The organism is Klebsiella sp. JN_Kp121, assembly GCF_040062145.1.
GTDB classification, from domain to species: domain Bacteria; phylum Pseudomonadota; class Gammaproteobacteria; order Enterobacterales; family Enterobacteriaceae; genus Klebsiella; species Klebsiella aerogenes.
Genome location: NZ_JBEAHX010000005.1, coordinates 94,543 through 117,113, shown reverse-complemented (window position 1 = coordinate 117,113; position 22,571 = coordinate 94,543). Strand labels below are relative to the sequence as shown.

At 57.3% G+C, this 22,571-nt stretch carries 20 protein-coding genes; 9 read left to right on the top strand and 11 right to left on the bottom strand.

Annotated elements, in window-relative coordinates; genetic code table 11:
- The first annotated feature begins 21 nt into the window (after positions 1-21).
- A complete protein-coding gene (gene fumA, locus ABLU86_RS09545) occupies positions 22-1,674 on the top strand; it encodes a class I fumarate hydratase FumA (protein WP_348796086.1) in 1,653 nt (550 codons plus the stop codon).
- A 149-nt stretch (positions 1,675-1,823) separates the two neighbouring features.
- Complete coding sequence (locus ABLU86_RS09540) at positions 1,824-3,440, top strand: mechanosensitive ion channel domain-containing protein (RefSeq protein ID WP_348796087.1); 1,617 nt, start codon at positions 1,824-1,826, stop codon at positions 3,438-3,440.
- A 153-nt stretch (positions 3,441-3,593) separates the two neighbouring features.
- Here ABLU86_RS09540 and pcaC read toward each other — a convergent pair whose 3' ends face one another.
- Genes pcaC through ABLU86_RS09510 form a run of 6 tightly spaced genes read right to left on the bottom strand, consistent with a single transcriptional unit; the run spans position 3,594 to position 8,658 of the window.
- Positions 3,594-3,983, bottom strand: coding sequence for a 4-carboxymuconolactone decarboxylase (pcaC, locus tag ABLU86_RS09535; RefSeq protein WP_032714404.1), 390 nt, complete (start codon positions 3,981-3,983; stop codon positions 3,594-3,596).
- On the bottom strand, positions 3,973-4,740 hold the full coding sequence (pcaD, locus tag ABLU86_RS09530) for a 3-oxoadipate enol-lactonase (protein WP_348796088.1): 768 nt from the start codon (positions 4,738-4,740) through the stop codon (positions 3,973-3,975). The genes pcaC and pcaD overlap by 11 nt, the downstream gene beginning before the upstream one ends.
- The gene (locus ABLU86_RS09525; protein WP_126027936.1) at positions 4,730-6,082 is read right to left on the bottom strand and encodes a 3-carboxy-cis,cis-muconate cycloisomerase; all 1,353 of its coding nucleotides are present in this window, start codon (positions 6,080-6,082) and stop codon (positions 4,730-4,732) included. The genes pcaD and ABLU86_RS09525 overlap by 11 nt, the downstream gene beginning before the upstream one ends.
- 9 nt (positions 6,083-6,091) lie before the next feature.
- The gene (gene pcaF / locus ABLU86_RS09520; protein ID WP_116328540.1) at positions 6,092-7,294 is read right to left on the bottom strand and encodes a 3-oxoadipyl-CoA thiolase; all 1,203 of its coding nucleotides are present in this window, start codon (positions 7,292-7,294) and stop codon (positions 6,092-6,094) included.
- Positions 7,295-7,304: 10 nt separating this feature from the next.
- Complete coding sequence (locus ABLU86_RS09515) at positions 7,305-7,961, bottom strand: 3-oxoacid CoA-transferase subunit B (RefSeq protein ID WP_015705262.1); 657 nt, start codon at positions 7,959-7,961, stop codon at positions 7,305-7,307.
- Positions 7,962-7,971: 10 nt separating this feature from the next.
- The gene (locus ABLU86_RS09510; RefSeq protein WP_032711547.1) at positions 7,972-8,658 is read right to left on the bottom strand and encodes a 3-oxoacid CoA-transferase subunit A; all 687 of its coding nucleotides are present in this window, start codon (positions 8,656-8,658) and stop codon (positions 7,972-7,974) included.
- Between the two features lie 167 nt (positions 8,659-8,825).
- On the opposite strand from ABLU86_RS09510, the gene ABLU86_RS09505 reads away from it, so the two are divergent.
- Positions 8,826-9,632 (top strand): IclR family transcriptional regulator C-terminal domain-containing protein, encoded by an 807-nt coding sequence (locus ABLU86_RS09505; protein ID WP_047036430.1) that lies wholly within the window; start codon positions 8,826-8,828, stop codon positions 9,630-9,632.
- Here ABLU86_RS09505 and smrA read toward each other — a convergent pair.
- Both smrA and ABLU86_RS09495 read right to left on the bottom strand, forming a co-directional pair.
- Positions 9,629-10,192 carry a DNA endonuclease SmrA gene (gene smrA, locus ABLU86_RS09500; RefSeq protein WP_348796089.1) on the bottom strand — a complete coding sequence of 188 codons (564 nt, stop codon included), beginning with the start codon at positions 10,190-10,192 and terminating at the stop codon, positions 9,629-9,631. The two genes, ABLU86_RS09505 and smrA, sit on opposite strands and share 4 nt — an antisense overlap.
- 102 nt (positions 10,193-10,294) lie before the next feature.
- Positions 10,295-11,203: a LysR family transcriptional regulator gene (locus tag ABLU86_RS09495; protein ID WP_348796090.1), complete on the bottom strand. Its 909-nt coding sequence runs from the start codon at positions 11,201-11,203 to the stop codon at positions 10,295-10,297.
- A gap of 166 nt (positions 11,204-11,369) precedes the next feature.
- Here ABLU86_RS09495 and ABLU86_RS09490 point away from each other — a divergent pair, with 166 nt between their 5' ends.
- The 6 genes from ABLU86_RS09490 to uspE all read left to right on the top strand — a co-directional run bounded on the left by ABLU86_RS09490 (position 11,370) and on the right by uspE (position 18,936).
- A complete protein-coding gene (locus ABLU86_RS09490) occupies positions 11,370-12,680 on the top strand; it encodes a M20 family metallo-hydrolase (RefSeq protein ID WP_348796091.1) in 1,311 nt (436 codons plus the stop codon).
- Positions 12,680-14,125: a M20 family metallopeptidase gene (locus ABLU86_RS09485; RefSeq protein ID WP_348796092.1), complete on the top strand. Its 1,446-nt coding sequence runs from the start codon at positions 12,680-12,682 to the stop codon at positions 14,123-14,125. Before ABLU86_RS09490 ends, ABLU86_RS09485 begins: the two co-directional genes overlap by 1 nt.
- Before the next feature lie 116 nt (positions 14,126-14,241).
- On the top strand, positions 14,242-15,768 hold the full coding sequence (abgT, locus tag ABLU86_RS09480; RefSeq protein ID WP_348796093.1) for a p-aminobenzoyl-glutamate transporter: 1,527 nt from the start codon (positions 14,242-14,244) through the stop codon (positions 15,766-15,768).
- Between the two features lie 603 nt (positions 15,769-16,371).
- Positions 16,372-16,887 carry a methylated-DNA--[protein]-cysteine S-methyltransferase gene (gene ogt / locus ABLU86_RS09475; protein ID WP_015366816.1) on the top strand — a complete coding sequence of 172 codons (516 nt, stop codon included), beginning with the start codon at positions 16,372-16,374 and terminating at the stop codon, positions 16,885-16,887.
- Positions 16,888-17,081: 194 nt separating this feature from the next.
- Positions 17,082-17,834: a fumarate/nitrate reduction transcriptional regulator Fnr gene (fnr, locus tag ABLU86_RS09470; protein ID WP_004862555.1), complete on the top strand. Its 753-nt coding sequence runs from the start codon at positions 17,082-17,084 to the stop codon at positions 17,832-17,834.
- A gap of 151 nt (positions 17,835-17,985) precedes the next feature.
- Positions 17,986-18,936 (top strand): universal stress protein UspE, encoded by a 951-nt coding sequence (gene uspE / locus ABLU86_RS09465; protein ID WP_015366817.1) that lies wholly within the window; start codon positions 17,986-17,988, stop codon positions 18,934-18,936.
- A gap of 135 nt (positions 18,937-19,071) precedes the next feature.
- On the opposite strand, the gene ABLU86_RS09460 is transcribed toward uspE, so the two are convergent.
- The 3 genes from ABLU86_RS09460 to pntA form a co-directional block, all read right to left on the bottom strand.
- A complete protein-coding gene (locus tag ABLU86_RS09460) occupies positions 19,072-19,260 on the bottom strand; it encodes a YdiH family protein (protein ID WP_015366818.1) in 189 nt (62 codons plus the stop codon).
- Positions 19,261-19,390: 130 nt separating this feature from the next.
- Positions 19,391-20,779 carry a Re/Si-specific NAD(P)(+) transhydrogenase subunit beta gene (gene pntB / locus ABLU86_RS09455; RefSeq protein WP_047036426.1) on the bottom strand — a complete coding sequence of 463 codons (1,389 nt, stop codon included), beginning with the start codon at positions 20,777-20,779 and terminating at the stop codon, positions 19,391-19,393.
- 10 nt (positions 20,780-20,789) lie between these two features.
- Positions 20,790-22,319 (bottom strand): Re/Si-specific NAD(P)(+) transhydrogenase subunit alpha, encoded by a 1,530-nt coding sequence (gene pntA, locus ABLU86_RS09450; protein WP_032705737.1) that lies wholly within the window; start codon positions 22,317-22,319, stop codon positions 20,790-20,792.
- Positions 22,320-22,571: the final 252 nt, after the last annotated feature.

Sequence of the window (22,571 nt, the reverse complement as noted above, 5' to 3'; positions counted from 1 at the left end):
ATCTTTATGGAGTATGTGAATATGTCGATGAAACCCTTTGTTTATCAAGACCCGTTCCCGATGGCGCATTACGATACCGAATACTATTTGCTCAGCAAAGAGCACGTCTCCGTCGCCGAATTCGCGGGCCAGGAAGTATTAAAGGTTGAACCGCAGGCGTTAACTCTGCTGGCGCAGCAGGCCTTCCACGATGCCGCTTTTATGCTGCGCGTCTCTCATCAGCAGCAGGTCGCGGCCATTCTGCTCGACCCGCAGGCCAGCGAAAACGACAAATACGTCGCGCTGCAGTTCCTGCGTAATTCCGAAATCGCCGCCAAAGGTGTGCTGCCCACCTGCCAGGATACCGGCACCGCCATCATCATGGGTAAAAAAGGCCAGCGCGTTTGGACCGGCGGCGGCGATGAAGCCGCGCTGGCGCAGGGCGTCTATAACACCTATACCGAAGACAACCTGCGTTACTCGCAGAATGCGCCGCTGGATATGTATAAAGAGGTCAACACCGGCACCAACCTGCCGGCGCAGATCGATCTCTACAGCGTCGACGGCGACGAATATAAATTCCTGTGCATGGCGAAAGGCGGCGGTTCCGCCAACAAAACCTATCTGTACCAGGAAACCAAAGCGTTAATCACCCCGGCGAAGCTGAAAAACTACCTCGTCGAGAAGATGCGTACCCTCGGTACCGCGGCCTGCCCGCCTTACCACATCGCCTTTGTGATTGGCGGCACCTCTGCGGAAGCGACGCTGAAGACCGTTAAGCTGGCTTCCGCCCGCTATTATGACGACCTGCCGACCGCAGGCAACGAGCACGGTCAGGCCTTCCGCGATGTGCAGCTGGAGCAAGAGCTGCTGCAGGAAGCGCAAAATCTCGGTCTCGGCGCGCAGTTTGGCGGGAAATATTTTGCCCACGATATCCGCGTTATCCGTCTGCCCCGCCATGGCGCTTCGTGCCCGATCGGCATGGGCGTCTCCTGCTCCGCCGACCGCAATATCAAAGCAAAAATCAACCGCGACGGCATCTGGATTGAAAAACTGGAGAGCAACCCGGGGAAATATATCCCTGAACACCTGCGCCAACAGGGCGAAGGCAAGGTGGTTAGCATCAACCTGAATCAGCCGATGAGTGAGATCCTGACGCAGCTGTCGGCGCACCCGGTCTCCACGCGTCTGAGCCTTAACGGCACGATTATCGTGGCCCGCGACATTGCCCACGCTAAGCTGAAAGAGCTTATCGATAACGGCGAAGCGCTGCCGGAGTACGTGAAAGATCACCCTATCTACTATGCCGGCCCGGCAAAAACGCCTGCCGGTTACGCCTCCGGCTCTCTCGGCCCGACCACCGCAGGACGAATGGATTCCTACGTCGATCTGCTGCAATCGCACGGCGCCAGCATGGTGATGCTGGCCAAAGGTAACCGCAGCCAGCAGGTGACCGACGCCTGCCATAAACACGGCGGTTTCTATCTCGGTAGTATCGGCGGCCCGGCGGCAGTACTCGCCCAGCAGAGTATTAAGAGTCTCGAGTGCGTGGCTTATCCGGAGCTGGGAATGGAAGCTATCTGGAAAATCGAAGTGGAAGATTTCCCGGCCTTTATCCTCGTTGATGATAAAGGTAACGACTTCTTCCAGCAGATCCAAAATCAGCAGTGCGCTGGTTGTAAACAACACGGCTAATTCCCTCCACGCCCGGCGGCTCATCGTCGGGCGTATTCTCCCCCTTAATTCTTGAATTCACCCTACGCTGAACTATGCTCAATCCAGCAGCCGCGCAGAGTTTGACCGGCTGAAAAATAACAATAATTCCCCCTTTTCCGGTGTCGCATATGAACAGGATCCAGGCGTTGTTAACGGCGTGTTTTCTGCTATGGCTGGCCTTCCCGCTTTCCGCGGCAGAACCTCGTCAGCAGCCCACCGCTCGCGAGCAGGCGCGAACCGTCGCGATTTTCCATCAACCGATCGTCATGCTACAGGCGACATTCGGCCAGACTACGCCGGAAGAACGGGTTCTGCGCATCCGCAATACGCTACGCGCCTTCACCGAAGCCGATATCAGCCAGCCGCTGCAGGTGGTGCCAGTCACCCGCTACAACCAGCCGGGGCGGCTGTTTCTGATGAATGGCAAACCTATTATGTTGCTAAGCCAGGCCGACCTCGATGAAGGCGACGATCTTACCCTCGATCAGGCGGCACAGCGCGTTCTTGCCCGTATGGAAGCGCAGCGGACGTCGCTACGCGAACAGTACAATACCCGCTATCTGCTGCTGGCGGCGCTAAAATCCGCCGCCGGCGCGTTGCTCCTCGCCCTGGCCTGCTATCTCGCTTTCCGTTCGTGGCGGCGAGTGAGGCGCTTTTTCCATCTGCGGATCCTCGAAAAGCGCAGCCTGATCCCGCATAACTGGCGGCGTTTTCTCGGCAACATTGAAAGCCGGTTATACGCGCTGCTGGTCATACTGCTTGGGGTACTGGCGGGTTATGTCTGGCTGAGTTGGGTATTCAGCCTGTTTCCGTGGACCCGGGTATGGGGAGAGTCGCTCGGTGAGTGGTCGGTAGGGGTGATTCGCGATATTTCGCTGTCTATCGTGTCGGCGCTGCCGGGACTGATGATCGTACTGCTTATCTTTCTGATTACGTGGTTTATCATCCGCCTGCTGAAGGTGGTGTTGGATCAGGTCGCCGCCGGACGTCTGCAGATCCCCGGTCTGCATCCGGAAACCGTCGGCGCCACGCGAAAGCTTATCGCCGTGGTTATCTGGCTCTTTGCGCTCTCCGCCGCCTATCCTTTCTTGCCTGGGGCAAACTCTCTGGCCTTCAAGGGAATTAGCGTGTTCTTCGGCCTGATGTTGACGCTGGGCTCAGCGGGGGTGATGAATCACGCCATGAGCGGACTGGTGCTGATTTATACCCGCGCGCTGCATAAAGGCGACTGGATCCGCATCGCCGATAACGAAGGCCAGGTCAGCGAAATCGGCATGCTGGCGACCAAAATCCTGACCCGCGAAAACTATATTGTCACCCTGCCGAACGCGGTGGTGGTCAGCGGTAAAATCACCAATCTCAGCGCCAGTGACCCGCAACAGGGAATCAACCTCACCACCGGTGTGACCATTGGTTACGACACGCCGTGGCGGCAGGTACAGGCGATGCTGGAACTGGCGGCCCACCGCGCCCAGGGAGTGGATCATCAGGTGGCGCCGGTGGTTCGCAAACTGGGATTGCTTGACTGGTATACGTCGTATGAACTGCAGGTGCGGCTGTTACCGGAAACGACGCTGCCGGAGGGGCGCAACGCGCTGCACAGCAGCATTATCGATGTATTTAACGAATTTGGCGTGCAGATTATGTCGCCCAATTTTGTCATGCAACCGAAAAGCGCGGTGGTGGTCGCCAAAGAGGATTGGTATACCGCCCCGGCCGTCGTGCCGCAGGAAGGCGACAGATAACGACATCCTACGCCAACGCAGCGTCACCAGGTAATGCCGGATGGCGCTGCGCTTATCCGGCCTACAACTCAAAATCCCCGGTGGCGCTACCGCTTACCGGGGCTACAGCGCCGTGCGATTTAGTAGCCCGGACAAGGCGCAATGCGCCGCCCCCTACGCCTGCGCGGCGTCGATCTCGGCAAACACCTGCTGCGCCAGATGCAGCGTGGCATTTGCCGCTGGTAAGCCGCAGTACAGCGCCGAATGCATAATCAACTCTTTCAGCTCATCACGGGTCACGCCGTTATTAAAGGCGGCGCGCAGATGCATCTTAAGTTCCGCCTCGCGGTTGAGCGCAATCAGCATCGCAATAGTGATCATGCTGCGGGTATGGTGATCGAGCCCCGGACGCGTCCAGGTTTCTCCCCAGGCGTAACGGGTGATGAAATCCTGAAACTCCTCATTCAGCGGCGTGAGGTTCTGCAGCGTACGGTCAACGTGAGTATCGCCTAATACCTTGCGGCGAACCTCCATTCCCTGCTGATAACGTTGTTTATCTTCCATTTTGCTCCCCCAGCAAAAAGCCGTTCAGCGCGGAGTTAAAGGCGGCTGGCGCTTCGATATTCGACAGATGCGACGCGCTCAGCACCACCACCTGGGAATCGGCAATCTGCTGATGCAGGAAGTTAGCGTCGGCGACAGTCGTGACAGGGTCACTTTCTCCGGCAATAATCAGCACCGGAATCGCAATTTGCCCGACCTCTCCCCGCAGGTCTGCCGCCGCCAGCGCTTCGCAGCAGGCGGCGTAGCCTTCGGCGTCGCTATGAGTCAGTTGATGGCATAATGCCTCGACCACCTCCGGCGCGCGCTGGCGGAAAGCATCGCTGAACCAGCGATCCGCCGCCCCCGCGGCAACCACATCCATCCCTTCCTGACGCACCGCGCGGGCGCGCGAAAGCCAGCCCGACTGATCGCCGATCCGCGCCGCGGTATTGGCCACCGCCACCGCATAAAAACGTTCCGGCGCAAAGCGCGCCAGCCATAATCCCGTCAGCCCGCCCATCGAAATACCGCAAAACAGCGCTTTGTCGATATTTAGGTGATCGAGCAGCGCAATCACATCTTCACCCAATTGCGCCAGGGTCACCTTGCCGTTTTTCGTCGTTTTACCATGGCCGTGGGTGTCATAACGCAGTACGCGAAAATTCGCCGTCAGCGCATCCAGCTGCGGCTGCCACATGGCGCACGTGGTGCCAAGCGAGTTCGACAGCACGATAACCGGCGCGCCTTCCGGCCCGTCGAGTTGATAATCAAGATTCATGATGTTGCTCCTGATAACGCGCCAACACCTGGCGCACAAAGCGTTCGGCGCTACCGGTAGCCGTTGCAGGATCCAGTAGCGCGCTTAAACGTTCTCGGGAGAGATACTGACTGACCAGCGGGTCAGCCGCCAACAGATCGACAAGCAAGCCATTGCGATCCAACGCCTGACGACACAGCGCTTCTACACGATGGTGCGCCTCGGCTTTGCCAATAAACTCCGCCAGCGCCAGGGTCACCGCTTCCGCCATAATCAGCCCGTGAGTGATATCAAGGTCGGCACGCATCTTATGCACGAAAACCTGCATCTCGCGCACCAGCATGTCAGTTTGCGCCAGCGCCCCGCCCACCAGCATGATCAGTTCCGGTAGCGTTTCCCATTCCGCCTGCCAGCCGCCGAGCGCGCGCTCATGCTGTTGGATTTGACCGGCGTAAAGGGTGGCGACCAGCCCCGGCGTGCGCTGCGCCGCGGTTAGAATCGCCGCGCAGGAGACCGGGTTACGTTTGTGCGGCATGGTCGAGGAGCCCCCGCGCCCTTCCGCCAGCGGCTCGCCGACTTCCGCAACCTCGGTTTGCATCAGCAGCGAAAAATCATTGGCGAATTTTCCCAGAGTGCCGCAAACGCCGGCGAACCAGGCGCCGACTTCGAGGAAACGGTCGCGCTGGCTATGCCATGGCGTATCCGGCAACTGCAGGTCGAGGGTTTGCGCCAACGCCTGCGCCACCTGTGGCGCCTGCTGTTTCAATGAATCAAGCGTGCCCGCCGCGCCGCCAAACTGCAGCGCCAGCACCCGTGGGCGCATCTCAATCAACCGCTGTTGCCAGCGCAGCAGCGTATCCAGCGTCCCCGCCAGTTTAAGGCCAAAGGTGACCGGTAGCGCATGCTGCATCCAGGTGCGCCCCGGCATCACCGTATGTTGATAGCGCTGCGCCTGTTCGGCGAACGCGTCAATCAGGCTTTGTAGCAGGCTATCCGTCGCCGCCAGCGCGCCCCGCAGTTGCAGAACAAACCCGGTATCGATAGCGTCCTGGCTGGTGGCGCCCCAATGGACATAGCGCGCGGCGTCCGGATCCTGCGCTTTCACCCGCGCAGTCAGCTGTTTAACCAGCGGAATAGCCAGATTGCCGGCGCTGGCCGCCGATTGTCCCAGCGCGTCGAAATCGATAAGCGCATGCCGGCAGGCGTTGACTATCGGCGAGACTGCCGCCTGCGGCACCAGCCCGCAGTCGGCCTGCGCCTGCGCCAGCGCGGCTTCGAAATCCAGCATACCCTGTACCCGCTGCGCATCGCTGAACCAGTCGGTTAGCGGACTGCTACGCAACATGGGCGTCAACAAACTCATCGCGACTCCTTAAACGCGTTCAATAATCAGCGCAATCCCCTGGCCCACGCCGATACACATGGTGCACAGCGCATAGCGGCCGCCGGTACGCTTCAGCTGATAAGCGGCGGTCATCGCCAGACGTCCGCCGGAAGCCCCCAGCGGATGACCCAGCGCAATGGCCCCGCCGTTGGGGTTAACGTGGGCAGCATCATCCGGCAGGCCTAAATCACGGGTAACCGCCAGCGCCTGCGCGGCAAAAGCCTCATTCAGTTCGATGACATCCATCTGCGCCAGCTTCAGCCCGGTTTGCGCTAACACTTTGCGCACCGCCGGCGCCGGGCCGAAGCCCATAATCCGCGGCGCCACCCCCGCCGTCGCCACGCCGACAACCCGCGCTAGCGGCTGTAAATCATTCGCCGACATCGCCTGTTCACTTGCCAACAACAGCGCACAGGCGCCGTCGTTAACACCGGAGGCGTTACCGGCGGTAACGCTGCCATCGGCGCGGACCACGCCGCGCAGTTTAGCCAGCGCCTCCAGCGAGGTGCTGCGCGGATGTTCATCGCGGCTGAAACGCAGCGGCTCACCTTTGCGCTGCGGCACCGATACGGCGATCAGTTCATCGGCGAAACGCCCCGCTTCCTGCGCCGCCGCGGTACGTAACTGACTGCGTAGCGCAAAAGCGTCCTGGTCAGCGCGAGAAATGGCAAACTCATCGGCGACGTTTTCCGCAGTTTCCGGCATCGAGTGCACGCCGTACAGCGCTTTCATCTGCGGGTTAATAAAGCGCCAGCCGATGGTGGTATCTTCCATCTGCATCGAGCGGCTAAAGGCGCTCTCGGCTTTGCCCATCACAAACGGCGCGCGCGACATACTCTCCACCCCACCGGCGATCATCAGTTGAGTTTCGCCGCTTTTAATCGCCCGCGCCGCGACGCCGATCGCATCGAGACTGGAACCACAGAGGCGGTTAATCGTGCTGCCGGGAACGCTCTGCGGCAGCCCGGCCAGCAACAGCGCCATGCGCGCCACGTTACGGTTATCTTCTCCGGCCTGGTTGGCGCAGCCGTAGATCACATCATCGATCAGCGCCGGATCGAGTCCCGGGTTACGCTCCAGCAGCGCTTTCAGCGGCAGCGCCGCCAAATCGTCGGCGCGCATACTGGATAATGCGCCGCCAAAACGGCCAAACGGCGTACGCACCGCATCACAGATAAATGCCTGATTCATCATAGGTTCCTTACGCGCTTTCCGCCAGTTGTTCAAAAGTCAGCGCCACCGGAGTGATGCGCTGTAGCTCTTCAAAGGAGAGGCCATTAAAGATTTCGCGTACCACCGGGCCGCGGTCGGTAATATCGATGACCGCCAGATCGGTATAGATACGGCTGACGCAGCCGACGCCGGTTAGCGGGTAGCTGCACTGCTCGACCAGTTTGCATTCGCCATCGCGGGTCAGATGGTCCATCATCACAAACACCTGGCGGGCGCCGATAGCCAAATCCATCGCCCCTCCAACCGCCGGGATCGAATCCGGCGCGCCGGTGCTCCAGTTAGCGAGATCGCCGCTGGCGGAAACCTGGTAGGCGCCCAGCACGCAGATATCCAGATGTCCGCCGCGCATCATGGCGAAGGAGTCGCCATGGTGGAAAAAACAGCCGCCCTGCAGCAAGGTGACATACTCTTTACCCGCGTTGATCAGTTCTGGATCCTCTTCGCCGGGCTGCGGCTTCGGCCCCATTCCCAGTAGCCCGTTTTCACTGTGCAGGAACACCTCTTTATCGGCAGGTAGATAGTTGGCGATGCGGGTCGGCAGGCCAATACCGAGGTTGACGTAAGCGCCTTCCGGAATATCGCGGGCGACGCGCTGGGCCATTTCGTCACGAGTCAGTTTTTGCATGTTCGGCTCCTCAGGCGCTTTGCGCGACGGACAGATTTTCCAGCGAGAATACGCGCTGGACGAAAATCCCCGGGGTGATGATGTTTTCCGGGTCGAGTTCGCCAAGGGCGACCAGCTGCGAGACTTCAACAATGGTGGTTTTGGCGGCGGTCGCCATAATCGGGCCGAAGTTGCGCGCCGCTTTGCGGTAGACCAGGTTGCCCCATCGGTCGCCCTGATGGGCTTTAATAAGAGCAAAATCGGCTTTAATTGGATACTCAAGCACATAATGGCGGCCATCTATTTCCCGGGTTTCTTTGCCTTCCGCCAGCGGCGTGCCGTAGCCGGTCGGGGTAAAGACCGCGCCGAGCCCCGCGCCAGCGGCCTGGATCCGCGCCGCCAGATTGCCCTGCGGCACCAGTTCCAGCTCAACCTTACCGCGGCGATAGAGGTCATCAAAAACTTGTGAATCAACCTGGCGCGGGAATGAGCAGATCATTTTGCGCACCCGCCCGGCTTTGAGCAGCGCCGCCAGCCCCACTTCGCCATTACCCGCGTTGTTATTAATAATGGTTAGGTCGCGGGCGCCCTGTTCAATCAGGGCATCAATCAGATACGTCGGCTGCCCGGCGGGGCCAAAACCGCCAATCATGATGGTCGCGCCGTCGTGGATCCCGGCAATGGCCTCACTCAGCGTCGACACGCTTTTATCAATCATCAGGTCGCTCCTTAACGTGCGGTAATCGCACTTATATGCGTTGTTCGCACAAAATGTGACCCGCTTAACGATGCTGGTCAAGGGCGATAATCGAAATATGGTGCGATAATCGAACATCGTATATCTTTAGCGAAAGAATGTGATCGATGGCAAATACGGAGAACAAAATGGACAAGCATCCAGATGATGTAGTGGCGGGCGACGGCGATCCGTTTAAGGGCGACCCGAACTTTATGGCGTCGCTGGCGCGGGGGCTGGAAGTGATTCAGGCTTTTACCCCGCAGCGCCCGGTGCTGTCGATTTCGCAGATCAGCCAGAAAACCGGCATTCCTCGCGCGGCGGTACGGCGCTGCCTGTATACCTTAAGCAAACTGGGATTCGTCTACGCCGAAGACGGTAAGAATTTCCAGCTGCGTCCACGGATCCTTGCCCTCGGTCACGCCTGGCTGGCCTCAACGCCGCTGGCGCGCTCGGCGCAGCCAGTGCTCAAGCATCTGAGCGAAATGCTCAATGAATCCTGCTCAATCGCCACCCTCGATGGCGACGATATCCTGTATATCGCCCGCGCCTCCAGTTCGCGAATTATGACGATCGATCTTGATATCGGCAGCCGCCTGCCGGCGTGGGCGACCTCCATGGGCCGCGTGCTGTTAAGCCATCAGCCGGAGGAACGGCTAAACGACATGCTGAGCCGGGTGACGATGATTCGCTACACCCCGCAGACGGTAGATTCGGTAAATAAGCTGCGCGCGGAGCTAAAACGCGTGTATCAGCAGGGATATGCGTTAAACGATCAGGAACTGGAAATGGGGCTGCGTTCGCTGGCAGTGCCGCTATATAACCCGCAAGGACAGGTGGAAGCGGCGCTGAACGTCGGGGTTCACGCGGGCCAGATGTCGACCCGCGAAATGCTGGATCGGGTGCTGCCGGAATTACAAAAAGCCGCCCGCGAGCTAACGCTGCTGCTGCGCTAGCGGCTGCGTTTGGCGTGTAGCTCCCAGTTCTCCTGCTTAGCCTGTTCGGATTTACGCAGCGCCACGTAACAAGCGCCGCTGCCGCCGTGGTGCGGTAGCGCGGCGCAAAACGCCTGTACCTCGGGCAACTCTGGCAGCCAGCGCGCCAGGTAGCTGCGAATAATATTGGCGTGGGCCTGGTCATCACGGCCTTTGCCGTGGATGATAAGTAAATTACGCAGCCCCTCTTTTTGCGCCTGTATCACGAAGGCGAACAGCATTTGCCGACACTGTTCGACCGGCTGGCGCAGGAGCGACAGACTTGCCTGCTGGCTGTATTTTCCGCGCCGCAGCTTTTCCAGCACTCCGCTTTGCAGCCCTTCCCGTTTGAACTCCAGCGGCACGGCGAGCGGCACAATATCGAGGTAGCCGGTGGTCAGATAATTATCGAGCTGCAGGGTATCGACACGCTGCGGGGCGCGCACGTTGCGCTCACGGTGCCAGTGTACGTCATTATTGCGTTTCAGAGGCTGGACATCCTCCATGGCGTCAAGAAACAGGGATTTGTCGTCAAGGTTCATGGTCTCTCCTCCAGCGGCTATCGCCTGCTACTATAGCCGCCTCGCGCCTCCCCCTCAACGCGTTTAGCCGCCACTGCCGGCAAATAGCCCCACGCAGGATTTTTAAGGAAACAATTGACGGCTTTGACGACGAAACAAGGTGATTAACGAAGCCGTTAACGGCGTTGGTCGCGTATCGCGCCGCTGAATCAGGTAGTAGGTTGCCCTGGGCAACGTTTCACGTATGGGAATCATCACCAGTTTATCCGCCATCATCGGATCGTTTCCGAGCTCTACCGGCAGAATGCTGAGGAAATCGCTCTTCACCACCAGACTGATGCACGAAGAGAAGGTTTCACACACGATATCGACCTTGGGCGCCAGCCCGGCCTGGTTAAACATCTCCTGCAGTTGTTTAAAGTAGCTACCGCGCGGCGTTGGCATCGTCCAGTGGTGATCGAGCAATTCAGTCAGGAAAGTGGCGCGCGCCGCCGGATGTCCGGCGCGGGCGAATACCGCGAATGGTTTCTCAAACAGTTTTTCAAAGCTGAATTCATGATCGTACGGGCCGGGATAATAGGTGTTGATAGTGAAATCAAGCTCACCCTGACGCAGTTCATTAATCATCGCCAGAAGTTGCCCTTCCATGATCCGCACCTTCACCAACGGATGCTGCTGATGAAAGCGGCAGATCACCGATGGCATCAGCGAACGGGCGACGCTGGCGCCGAGACCAATATTAATCTGCCCGGCCTGCTCGCCCTGACGCTGCAGCAGTTCATCCTGCGCCGCCCGCAGCTCTTCAAGGATCAGGCTCGCATGTTGATAAAAACTTTCGCCGTTTTCCGTCAGCGCCACCCCCTGGCTGCGGCGGACAAACAGTTGGGCGGAAAGCCCCTCTTCCAGCTCTTTAATCGCCTTGGTCAACGCAGGCTGCGAGATCGCCAGCGCCCGGCTGGCGCCGCGAATACTCCCCTCGCGGGCAACCTCAACGAAAGCGCGAATTTGATGAAATTTAATCTGAAATGACATGCTTTAGGTGATAACCATTTTTTATCAGACAGAAGAAAATGACATCTACTGTAATCGAACATGCTGTGGCAGGTTAAGGGTGAGATTGCATGAAAGGCGTATGTGATAAGCAAAAGCTATCACTTCGTGAACGCCGTCACACTTTTTTAATATGACAGGAAGGGTTATGCCGCAACTTCATGAATTCATCAGCCAACTGGCGCCGGAAATGACGCAATGGCGTCGTGATTTTCACCTGCACGCGGAGTCCGGATGGCTGGAATTTCGTACCGCCAGCAACGTTGCCGAGATCTTAGACGGACTCGGTTACCAACTGGCGCTCGGGCGCGACGTTATCGATGCCGACAGCCGAATGGGGCTGCCCGACGACGCCACCCTGGCACAGGCATTCCAGCGCGCCCGCGAACAGGGAGCGCCGGAACGTTGGCTACCGGCTTTTGAAGGCGGATTCGCCGGCGTCGTAGCCACCCTGGACACCGGCCGCCCCGGCCCGACGCTGGCGTTTCGCGTCGATATGGACGCGCTCGATCTTAACGAACAACACGACGATTGCCATCGCCCGCATCGCGCGGGTTTCGCCTCCTGCAACGCCGGGATGATGCACGCCTGCGGCCATGACGGCCATACCGCCATTGGGCTGGGTTTAGCGCATGTGCTACAGCAGTATGCCGATCGGCTCAACGGGATCATCAAGCTGATTTTCCAGCCTGCCGAAGAAGGTACCCGCGGCGCGCGCGCGATGGTGGCGGCGGGAGTACTCGATGACGTGGACTACTTCACCGCCATTCATATCGGCACCGGCGTCCCCAGCGGTACTGTGGTCTGCGGCGGTGACAACTTTATGGCGACCACCAAATTCGACGTGCAATTCGAGGGCGTCGCCGCTCACGCCGGCGGCAAACCGGAAGATGGGCGCAACGCGCTACTGGCCGCCGCGCAGGCCTCCCTCGCCCTGCACGCCATCGCGCCGCACAGCGCCGGCGCCTCGCGGGTTAACGTCGGTGTTATGCAGGCCGGCACCGGGCGCAACGTGGTCCCTTCTTCCGCGCTGATAAAAGTGGAAACCCGCGGCGAGACGGAAGCTATCAACCAGTATGTGTTTGAGCGGGCGCAAAACGTGATTGCCGGCGCCGCAGCGATGTATGAAGCCCGCTATGAACTACGGCTCATGGGCGCGGCGACCTCCAGCGCCCCCTCTCCGGCGTGGGTGCAATACCTGCGTGAGCAGGCAGCACAGGTGCCAGGTGTGATAGAGGCGGTGGATCATATTGCTGCGCCGGCGGGATCCGAAGATGCCACTTTGATGATGGCGCGGGTACAGGAGCGCGGCGGACTGGCTTCATACATGATTTTCGGTACTGAACTGAGCGCCGGACATCACAATGAGAAATTTGATTTCGACGAAAGGGTCATGACCATCGCGGTCGAGACGCTGGCGCGCATCGCGCTCAACTTTCCCTGGCAGCGAGGTGTGTGATGGAAAAGAGCTATCAATTTGTTGATGACATCATTGAATCGCGACGCGACGATTTTTGCGCTATTGCCGATGATATCTGGGACCATCCGGAAACCCGATTCCAGGAATTCTGGTCCGCCGCGCGGTTGGCCGACGCGCTGGAAGCGGAAGGTTTTCAACTAAGCCGTCACGCTGGTGGAATCCCCAATGCGTTTATCGCCAGCTTTGGCGAGGGTAAACCGGTCATCGCCCTGCTCGGCGAGTTTGATGCGCTGGCAGGACTCAGCCAACAGGCGCACAGTGCTGAACCAACATCCGCGACGCCGGGGGAAAATGGCCACGGCTGTGGGCATAATCTACTTGGCACCGCAGCGTTCGCCGCTGCTGTCGCTGCGAAACAGTGGCTGCAGCAGCATGGCGGCTCGGGCACCCTGCGCTTTTATGGTTGCCCGGGTGAAGAAGGCGGCTCGGGTAAAACTTTTATGGTGCGCGAGGGACTATTCGATGATATCGACGCCGCCCTCACCTGGCATCCGGAAGCCTGGGCCGGGATGTTCAGCACCAGCACGCTGGCCAATATTCAGGCGGCGTGGCGCTTTACCGGAACCGCTGCCCACGCCGCAAACTCACCGCATCTTGGGCGTAGCGCGTTGGACGCCGTCACGCTGATGACCACCGGCAGTAACTTCCTCAATGAGCATATTATCGAGAAAGCGCGTGTGCACTACGCCATTACGGATACCGGCGGCGTGTCGCCCAACGTGGTGCAGGCGCAGGCTGAAGTGCTGTATTTGATTCGCGCTCCGGAAATGGCCGACGTGCAGCAAATCTTTGCCCGTATTGAGAAAATTGCTCAGGGCGCCGCGCTGATGACCGAAACCAGCGTCAGCTGTCGTTTTGAAAAAGCCTGTTCCAGCTATCTCCCCAATCGCACGCTGGAAGCGGCAATGTATCAGGCCGTATGTCATTACGGTACGCCGCAATGGAGTAACGAAGAGCGCGCTTTCGCAGCGGATATTCGCTCCACGCTCGGCGTGAACGATATACAGAACAGCCTGAAGAATATTGCCGGCACCAGCGGTGAAGAAGGAAAAGCGTTTGCCCGCCGCCATCACGACACGGTGCTGATCGATGAAGTCGCGCCGTGGGCGGCGACGGAAAACGTGCTGGCCGGCTCTACCGACGTCGGCGACGTGAGCTGGAAAGCGCCGGTGGCCCAGTGTTTTAGCCCCTGCTTCGCCATCGGTACGCCGCTGCACAGCTGGCAACTGGTAAGCCAGGGAAAAACCTCCATCGCCCATAAAGGGATGCTGCTGGCGGGTAAGATACTGGGAGCAACGGCGATTCGTTTGTTCAGCGACAGGCCGTTGCTCGAAGCAAGCCAGCAGGAACTGGCTCAGGTACTGGCGGTAAGCCCATACCAGTGCCCGATCCCGCGTGACGTCGTACCATCAATTTTAAAATAAGAAAAATTAGCCTCTGGGATAACGTACAGCGTGAGGGCAATCGCCAATAAAAATAACAGCTGACAACCCCTGAGGCATGCCGCAACCAACACAACAACGACAACTGAGGAACGCCCATGAGTATGTCATCCATACCGTCGCATTCCCCCACCGGTAAGCTGTATGGCTGGGTTGAGAAAATAGGTAATAAGGTTCCGCATCCATTTTTGCTGTTTATCTATCTGATAGTGGCGCTGATGGCCGCTACCGCCATCTTGTCGGCGCTAAACGTCGGCGTACAGAACCCCACCGACGGTTCGCGAGTGGTGGTAAAGAATCTGCTCAGCGTGGAAGGGCTGCACTGGTTTCTGCCAAACGTGATTAAAAACTTTAGCGGCTTCGCGCCGCTGGGGGCGATTCTGGCGCTGGTGCTCGGCGCCGGTTTTGCCGAACGCGTCGGCCTGCTGCCATCACTGATGGTCAAGATGTCATCGCACGTTAGCGCGCGTTACGCCAGTTATATGGTGCTATTTATCGCCTTTTTCAGCCATATCTCTTCCGACGCGGCGCTGGTCATTATGCCGCCGCTAGGGGCGTTGATGTTTCTCGCCGTCGGTCGTCATCCAGTGGCGGGGTTACTGGCGGCAATCGCCGGCGTTGGCTGCGGATTCACGGCAAATTTACTCATTGTCACCACCGACGTATTGCTCTCCGGTATCAGTACCGAAGCGGCGAAAACGCTCGATGCCTCGCTGCATGTTAGCGTCATCGACAACTGGTACTTCATGGCTACCTCAGTCATCGTACTTACTCTGGTCGGCGGATTGATTACCGATAAACTGGTCGAGCCGCGGTTAGGAAAGTGGCAGGGTAAGAGCGATGAAACCCTACAGACGCTGACGGCGGAACAACGCTTCGGGCTGCGCATTGCCGGTATCGCGGCGCTGTTGTTTGTGGCGGTTATCGCGCTGATGGTGGTGCCGGACAACGGCATTCTGCGCGATCCCATCAAGCATACCGTGATGCCCTCGCCCTTTATTAAAGGCATTGTGCCGCTGATTATCTTTTTTTTCTTTGTCGTGTCTTTAGCTTACGGCATCGCCACCGGCAAAATTCGCCGTCAGGCTGACCTGCCGCAGTTAATGATCGAGCCGATGAAGGAGATGGCCGGATTTATCGTGATGGTCTTCCCGCTGGCCCAGTTTGTCGCCATGTTTAACTGGAGCAACATGGGGAAATTCATGGCCGTTGGTCTGACCGATGTGCTGGAGAGCGCCGGGATGAATGGGGTGCCGGCGTTTGTCGGCCTGGCGCTACTGTCGGCGTTTTTGTGTATGTTTATCGCCAGCGGTTCGGCTATCTGGTCGATTCTGGCGCCCATTTTTGTACCAATGTTTATGCTGCTGGGCTTTCACCCGGCGTTTGCGCAGATCCTGTTCCGAATCGCTGACTCTTCCGTGCTGCCGCTCGCGCCGGTATCGCCGTTTGTGCCGCTGTTTCTCGGCTTTTTACAGCGCTACCGGCCCGATGCCAAACTGGGCACCTACTATTCGCTGGTATTACCCTACCCACTCATTTTCTTAGCCGTCTGGCTACTGCTGCTGGTGGGCTGGTATTTTGTCGGACTGCCGATAGGTCCCGGCATCTATCCCCGTTTACCCTAACGCAGCGACAGGCCAGGGAGGGCCTGCGTGTGTTAACGAATTGTGGTGCGGTTCAGGAGCGTTTTACACAGACTTTCGATGGCCAACGACAGCAAATTGATAGCTAACCCACTGATAATCAACACAACAACTCCCGTTAATATGTATTGCATATCGCCACCTTTCTGTTGGTTAAAAAAAACCAGCGCCAAAGCGCTGGAAAAATAATTGACTCAAGGAATGCCTGTATATTTATCTGCGACGCCGGGTGCCTCCCGGTGAATTAGCCAGTTCACGCTAATTCGCGTACGTATGACAAACTGCATAGAGATTTGAACTGAACGCTCCTCCGCACAGGGGAATTCGCCGCCAGACAAAGGTAGCAAAATGCTCTTTCTGCCGCGCCTGCTAGTTAATGCAAAAATAAACATTGCTCCCCGTCCCATTATTCCGGCAATTTGCGATTGGGCAATCGAATGACGGAATTTAAATGACTGCGATTCGTATTTATAAATTAATAGTACAGCCTTTCATTATTTGCTGACCTTTCGGAGGTATAGTTGGCAGAGCGCACGTCATGATATGGTGTGCTCTTGCCGAAATAACCTCGTAGAAGGAAGACCGATGCTGACGCTACTGCAAGATAAAATCGATACCCCGCTGGGGCCGTTGTGGGTCATTTGCGATGAACAATTTAACCTGCGCGCCGTGGAGTGGGATCAGCACCGTGACCGTATGGAGCAACTGCTCGACATCCACTACCGCCATGAGGGTTATGAACGTCTTGATGCGCGCGATCCGGGCGGGCTGAGCGCGAAGCTGCGGCAATACTTCGACGGCGATCTCGCGATTATCGATACCCTGCCGACCGCCACCGGCGGGACGCCGTTTCAACGTCAGGTCTGGCAAGCGCTGCGCACGATTCCCTGCGGGCAAGTCATGCACTACGGTCAGTTAGCCGAGGCTCTCGGCCGCCCAGGCGCGGCCCGTGCGGTCGGCGCGGCAAACGGTTCCAATCCGGTCAGCATTGTGGTTCCCTGCCATCGGGTGATTGGCCGTAACGGCACCATGACCGGCTACGCCGGGGGCGTACAGCGCAAAGAGTGGTTATTGCGCCATGAAGGCTATTTGCTGCTTTAACAGATAATGCCTTTTTTGGAAATTACAGGTAACTTTACAATAATTGATCGCTTAATAAATTGCTTGTTATCAAAGAGATAGGGTGAAAGGTATATTTCCCCTTCTAATATTGCGTCTTTCCGGGTTTCGAGACTTACTTGCTCCTCAAAAAGATGTTAAAATTGACCAATATCAATTAAAGCTTGAGCAGACATATGATCCCGGAAAAGCGAATTATACGACGCATTCAGTCTGGTGGTTGTGCAATCCATTGTCAGGATTGCAGCATTAGCCAGCTCTGCATCCCCTTTACTTTGAACGAACATGAGCTGGATCAGCTTGATAATATCATCGAGCGTAAGAAGCCTATTCAGAAAGGGCAAACCCTGTTCAAAGCGGGTGATGAGCTGAAGTCGCTGTACGCTATCCGTTCAGGGACCATCAAAAGCTACACCATCACCGAACAAGGCGATGAGCAGATTACCGGCTTCCACCTGGCGGGTGATTTGGTCGGTTTTGACGCCATTGGCACCGCCCTGCACCCAAGCTTTGCGCAGGCGCTGGAAACCTCAATGGTTTGCGAAATTCCGTTCGAAACGCTGGATGATCTTTCCGGTAAAATGCCGAACCTGCGTCAGCAGATGATGCGCCTGATGAGCGGCGAGATCAAAGGCGATCAGGACATGATCCTGCTGCTTTCCAAAAAGAACGCAGAAGAACGGCTGGCGGCCTTTATCTACAACCTATCCCGCCGTTTCGCGCAGCGCGGCTTCTCACCGCGTGAGTTCCGCCTGACCATGACGCGTGGCGACATCGGCAACTATCTGGGCCTGACGGTAGAAACCATTAGCCGCCTGCTCGGTCGTTTCCAGAAAAGCGGTATGCTGGCGGTGAAAGGGAAATATATCACCATCGAAAACAGCGATCTGCTGGCGCAACTGGCAGGCCAGGCGCGCAACGTCGCCTGATTTATCTCCGCTATACTTTCTTCTACCTTGTGCCGGATCGACATTTTTTTCTAATTTGTTGATCTGGCCAGGGTCATCCCCTGTTTCAATTCATCCATATAGGTTATCTTTTTAATGACTGACTGTAGCTACAGCTGTAAGGAGACCCTGTATGGCGAAGTATCAGAACATGCTGGTAGTAATCGACCCTAACCAGGACGACCAGCCTGCATTACGGCGCGCGGTGTATCTGCACCAACGGATTGGTGGACGCATCAAAGCCTTTTTGCCGATCTATGATTTTTCCTATGAAATGACCACCCTGCTGTCGCCCGACGAGCGGACGGCGATGCGCCAGGGCGTGATTAGCCAACGCAGCGCCTGGATCCGTGAACAGGCCAAGTTTTACATTGAATCCGGGGTGCCAATCGATATCAAAGTGGTGTGGCACAACCGCCCCTTTGAAGCCATCATTCAGGAAATCATCAGCGATAAACACGACCTGCTGCTGAAAATGGCCCATCAGCACGACAAACTCGAAGCCGTCATCTTCACCCCGACCGACTGGCACCTGCTGCGCAAATGTCCATGCCCGGTATGGATGGTTAAAGATCAACCGTGGCCGGAAGGCGGTAAAGCGCTGGTGGCGGTTAATCTGGCCAGTGAAGAGAACTATCACAACGCCCTCAATGAAAAACTGGTGCGGGAGACCATCGCCCTCGCCGATCAGGTTAACCATACCGAAGTACATCTGGTTGGCGCCTATCCGGTGACGCCTATCAACATCGCCATTGAATTACCTGATTTTGACCCGAGCATCTATAACGATGCGATTCGCGGCCAGCATCTGCTGGCTATGAAAGCGCTGCGCCAGAAATTCAGCATCGATGAAAACCGCACCCACGTAGAGAAAGGGCTGCCGGAAGAGGTTATCCCTGATTTAGCTGAACATCTGCAGGCCGGGATTGTGGTGCTGGGCACCGTTGGCCGCACCGGTATTTCTGCCGCGTTTCTCGGCAATACCGCGGAACAGGTTATCGACCACCTGCGCTGCGACCTGCTGGTACTGAAACCGGAAGCTTATCAAACCCCGGTTGAACTGGACGATGAAGACGACGACTAACGGCGTCTCATGAGGTTTGAAATTATATCTAACATCCCCCGCCCGTCGGGGGATATTTTTGTCGGCCCGCTAAAAAAGAAAAAGGGCCATACGGCCCCGGATATCAACGCTAATTTAACAAGCTTAGAGAATGCGTTAGTGGATACCTAAACGCCAGGCCAGGTCGATCTCTTCTTTTAGTTCCATCGACGAAAGCGACATCAGATCGGCAAACTCGAGCTCGAGGAGTTTGAGCTTCTTCAGGTACTGCGCGGGGGTCATAACAGCGGTATCGCGGCGCAGGTACTCGATGGCCATCTGCGTGGGGGTTAACTCGGTATCCATAATATCCTCAGTGTGGTGAAAAAACAGGCATAGTATAACACCCATCGCCGTTCACTTTATGAGCAAATCATGGTTTCGCTGTCTATATAAAAAAGCCGTCTCAACAGAGACGGCTTAGAGCGTTGCGCTATTACAGCGCTTTCAGAATGGCATCCACGCTGGCTTTAGCGTCGCCAAACAGCATGTGGGTGTTCTCTTTGAAGAACAGCGGGTTCTGCACGCCTGCATAGCCGGTGTTCATCGACCGTTTAAAGACCACCACGTTTTGCGCCTTCCACACTTCCAGCACCGGCATACCGGCGATCGGGCTCTTCGGATCGTCCTGCGCCGCCGGGTTCACCGTGTCGTTCGCGCCAATCACCAGTACAGTATCGGTATCGGCGAAATCATCGTTAATTTCATCCATTTCCAGCACCACATCGTACGGAACCTTCGCTTCCGCCAGCAGCACGTTCATGTGCCCCGGCAGTCGTCCGGCGACCGGGTGGATACCGAAGCGCACCTTGATACCGCGCGCACGCAGCTTCTCAGTGATTTCCGCCACCGGATACTGCGCCTGTGCCACCGCCATCCCGTAGCCCGGCGTGATGATCACGGAATGCGAGTTTTTCAGCATTTCAGCCGTCTCTTCGGCGCTGATTTCACGATGCTCGCCAACTTCTTCATCGTCGCTGGAACTGCCGCCATCGGTGCCGAAACCGCCGGCGATAACGCTGATAAACGAACGGTTCATCGCCTTACACATAATGTAGGAGAGGATGGCACCGGAAGAACCGACCAGCGCGCCGGTCACGATCAGAAGGTCATTGCTGAGCATGAAGCCCGCCGCCGCCGCCGCCCAACCGGAGTACGAGTTCAGCATCGATACCACCACCGGCATATCCGCGCCGCCGATAGACGCCACCAGGTGCCAGCCGAACGCCAGCGCGATAATGGTCATCACCAGCAGGCATAGTACCTGCGTTCCGGTGCTGTCAGTACGCACGAAGGCCACCAGCAGCAGGAAAGAGATGACTAACGCCGCCAGGTTCAGCTTGTGGCGATTCGGCAACATCAGCGGTTTTGACGAAATTTTGCCGCGCAGCTTACCAAAAGCAACGATCGAGCCGGTGAAGGTCACGGCGCCGATAAAGATGCCGAGAAACACTTCAGTCAGGTGAATATTCGCCAGCACCTGATCGAGGCCCGGGCCATGGTCGAGATAACTGTTGAAGCCGACCAGCACCGCCGCCAGACCAACGAAGCTATGCAGCACCGCCACCAGCTCCGGCATCTCGGTCATTTCGACTTTCTTCGCCAGACGAATACCGATCGCGCCGCCGATAACCATCGCCACGATGATCCAACCGACGTTACCGCTGTCCGGCCCGAAGATGGTGGCAATCAGCGCAATCGCCATCCCGGCGATGCCGTACAGGTTCCCCTGCTTCGACGTTTCGTGCTTTGACAGCCCCGCAAGGCTAAAGATAAACAGAATAGCGGCAACAATGTATGCAGCTGTAACTAATCCTCCAGACATGTGCTACCCCTTAGTTTTTGCGGAACATTTTCAGCATGCGCTGAGTGACGGTGAAACCACCAAAAATATTAATGCTGGCGATCAACACCGCGATAAAGCTGAGGAAGCTGACCCAGCCGCCGTGCCCTATCTGCAGCAATGCCCCAACGACAATAATCCCTGAAATGGCGTTGGTTACCGACATGAGCGGCGTGTGCAGCGCGTGCGACACGTTCCACACCACGTAGTAACCGACTACGCAGGAGAGCGCGAAGACGGTAAAGTGACCCAGAAACTCTTTCGGCGCGACGTTCGCCAGCCAGCCAAAGAGGATAATCGCCAGCGCCATCAGCGCGTATTTACGCCACGGCGAAGCTGGTTTAGCCTCTTCTTTTGGCGCTTCGACGGTTTTCGCCGCCGCCTGCGGCTGCGCGGATACCTGAATCGGCGGCGCCGGCCAGGTAATTTCGCCCTCGCGGACCACTGTGACGCCGCGCACCACTACATCGTCGAAATCGATGGTGATATTGCCGTCTTTTTCCTTGCACAGCAGCTTCAGCAGGTTTACCAGGTTGGTGCCGTAGAGCTGAGAAGATTGCGTCGGCAGACGACCCGGCAGGTCGGTATAGCCGATAATTTTCACGCCGTTGGCGGTGGTCACGACTTCGCCCGGCACGGTGTATTCACAGTTGCCGCCGTTTTGCGACGCCAGATCGACCACCACGCTGCCTGGCTTCATGGCGTCAACCATTTCGCGGGTAATCAGCTTCGGCGCCGGTTTACCCGGGATTAAAGCCGTAGTGACAATGATATCGACATCTTTCGCCTGCGCGGCGAACAGCGCCATCTCGGCTTTGATAAAGGCTTCAGACATGACTTTGGCGTAACCGTCGCCGCTGCCCGCTTCTTCTTTAAAATCCAGTTCAAGGAACTCGGCGCCCATACTCTGCACCTGCTCTTTCACCTCCGGACGGGTATCGAAGGCGCGGACGATGGCGCCGAGGCTGTTCGCCGCGCCGATCGCCGCAAGGCCGGCGACGCCTGCGCCGATTACCATCACCTTTGCTGGCGGCACTTTACCCGCCGCGGTGATCTGGCCGGTGAAGAAACGGCCGAATTCATGCGCCGCTTCGACAATCGCGCGATAACCGGCGATGTTGGCCATCGAACTCAGGGCATCTAACGACTGGGCGCGGGAAATACGCGGCACCGAGTCCATCGCCATCACGTTGATACCGCGAGCGGCCAGCTTTTCCATGAGATCCGGATTCTGCGCCGGCCAGATGAAACTCACCAGCGTGGTGCCCGGATTGAGCTTCGCAATCTCCGCATCGTTCGGCGCGTTAACCTTGAGGATAACGTCGGAGTGCCAGACGTTATCCGCGCTGACGATTTCCGCGCCCGCCTGTTCGAAGGCTTCATCGTCGAAGCTCGCCAGTTTCCCGGCCCCGCTCTCGACCGCCACGCTAAACCCGAGCTTAAGCAGCTGCTCGACCGTCTTCGGCGTCGCAGCGGCCCGGGTTTCCTGAGCTAAGCTCTCTTTTGGTATCCCAATTCGCATAGTTTTCCCTTCCATCGGTTTTTGATGATGGTTTATTTTTTTCACAAATGCGCCAGCGGCGGCGCAAAAACGCCGCTCAGGTATTCATCTGGAAAATGAAACAGTAACAAACTTTTTATAACCTACTGAAAATACCGATTGTGATCTACATCGTTAAAACAGAATTTTTGATTTTATTGAGAAAAATTAGTCCTGACTGCGTCAGGCAGCAATATTTGCCTTAATTTTATGCCAGAACCTGATAATTCGCTT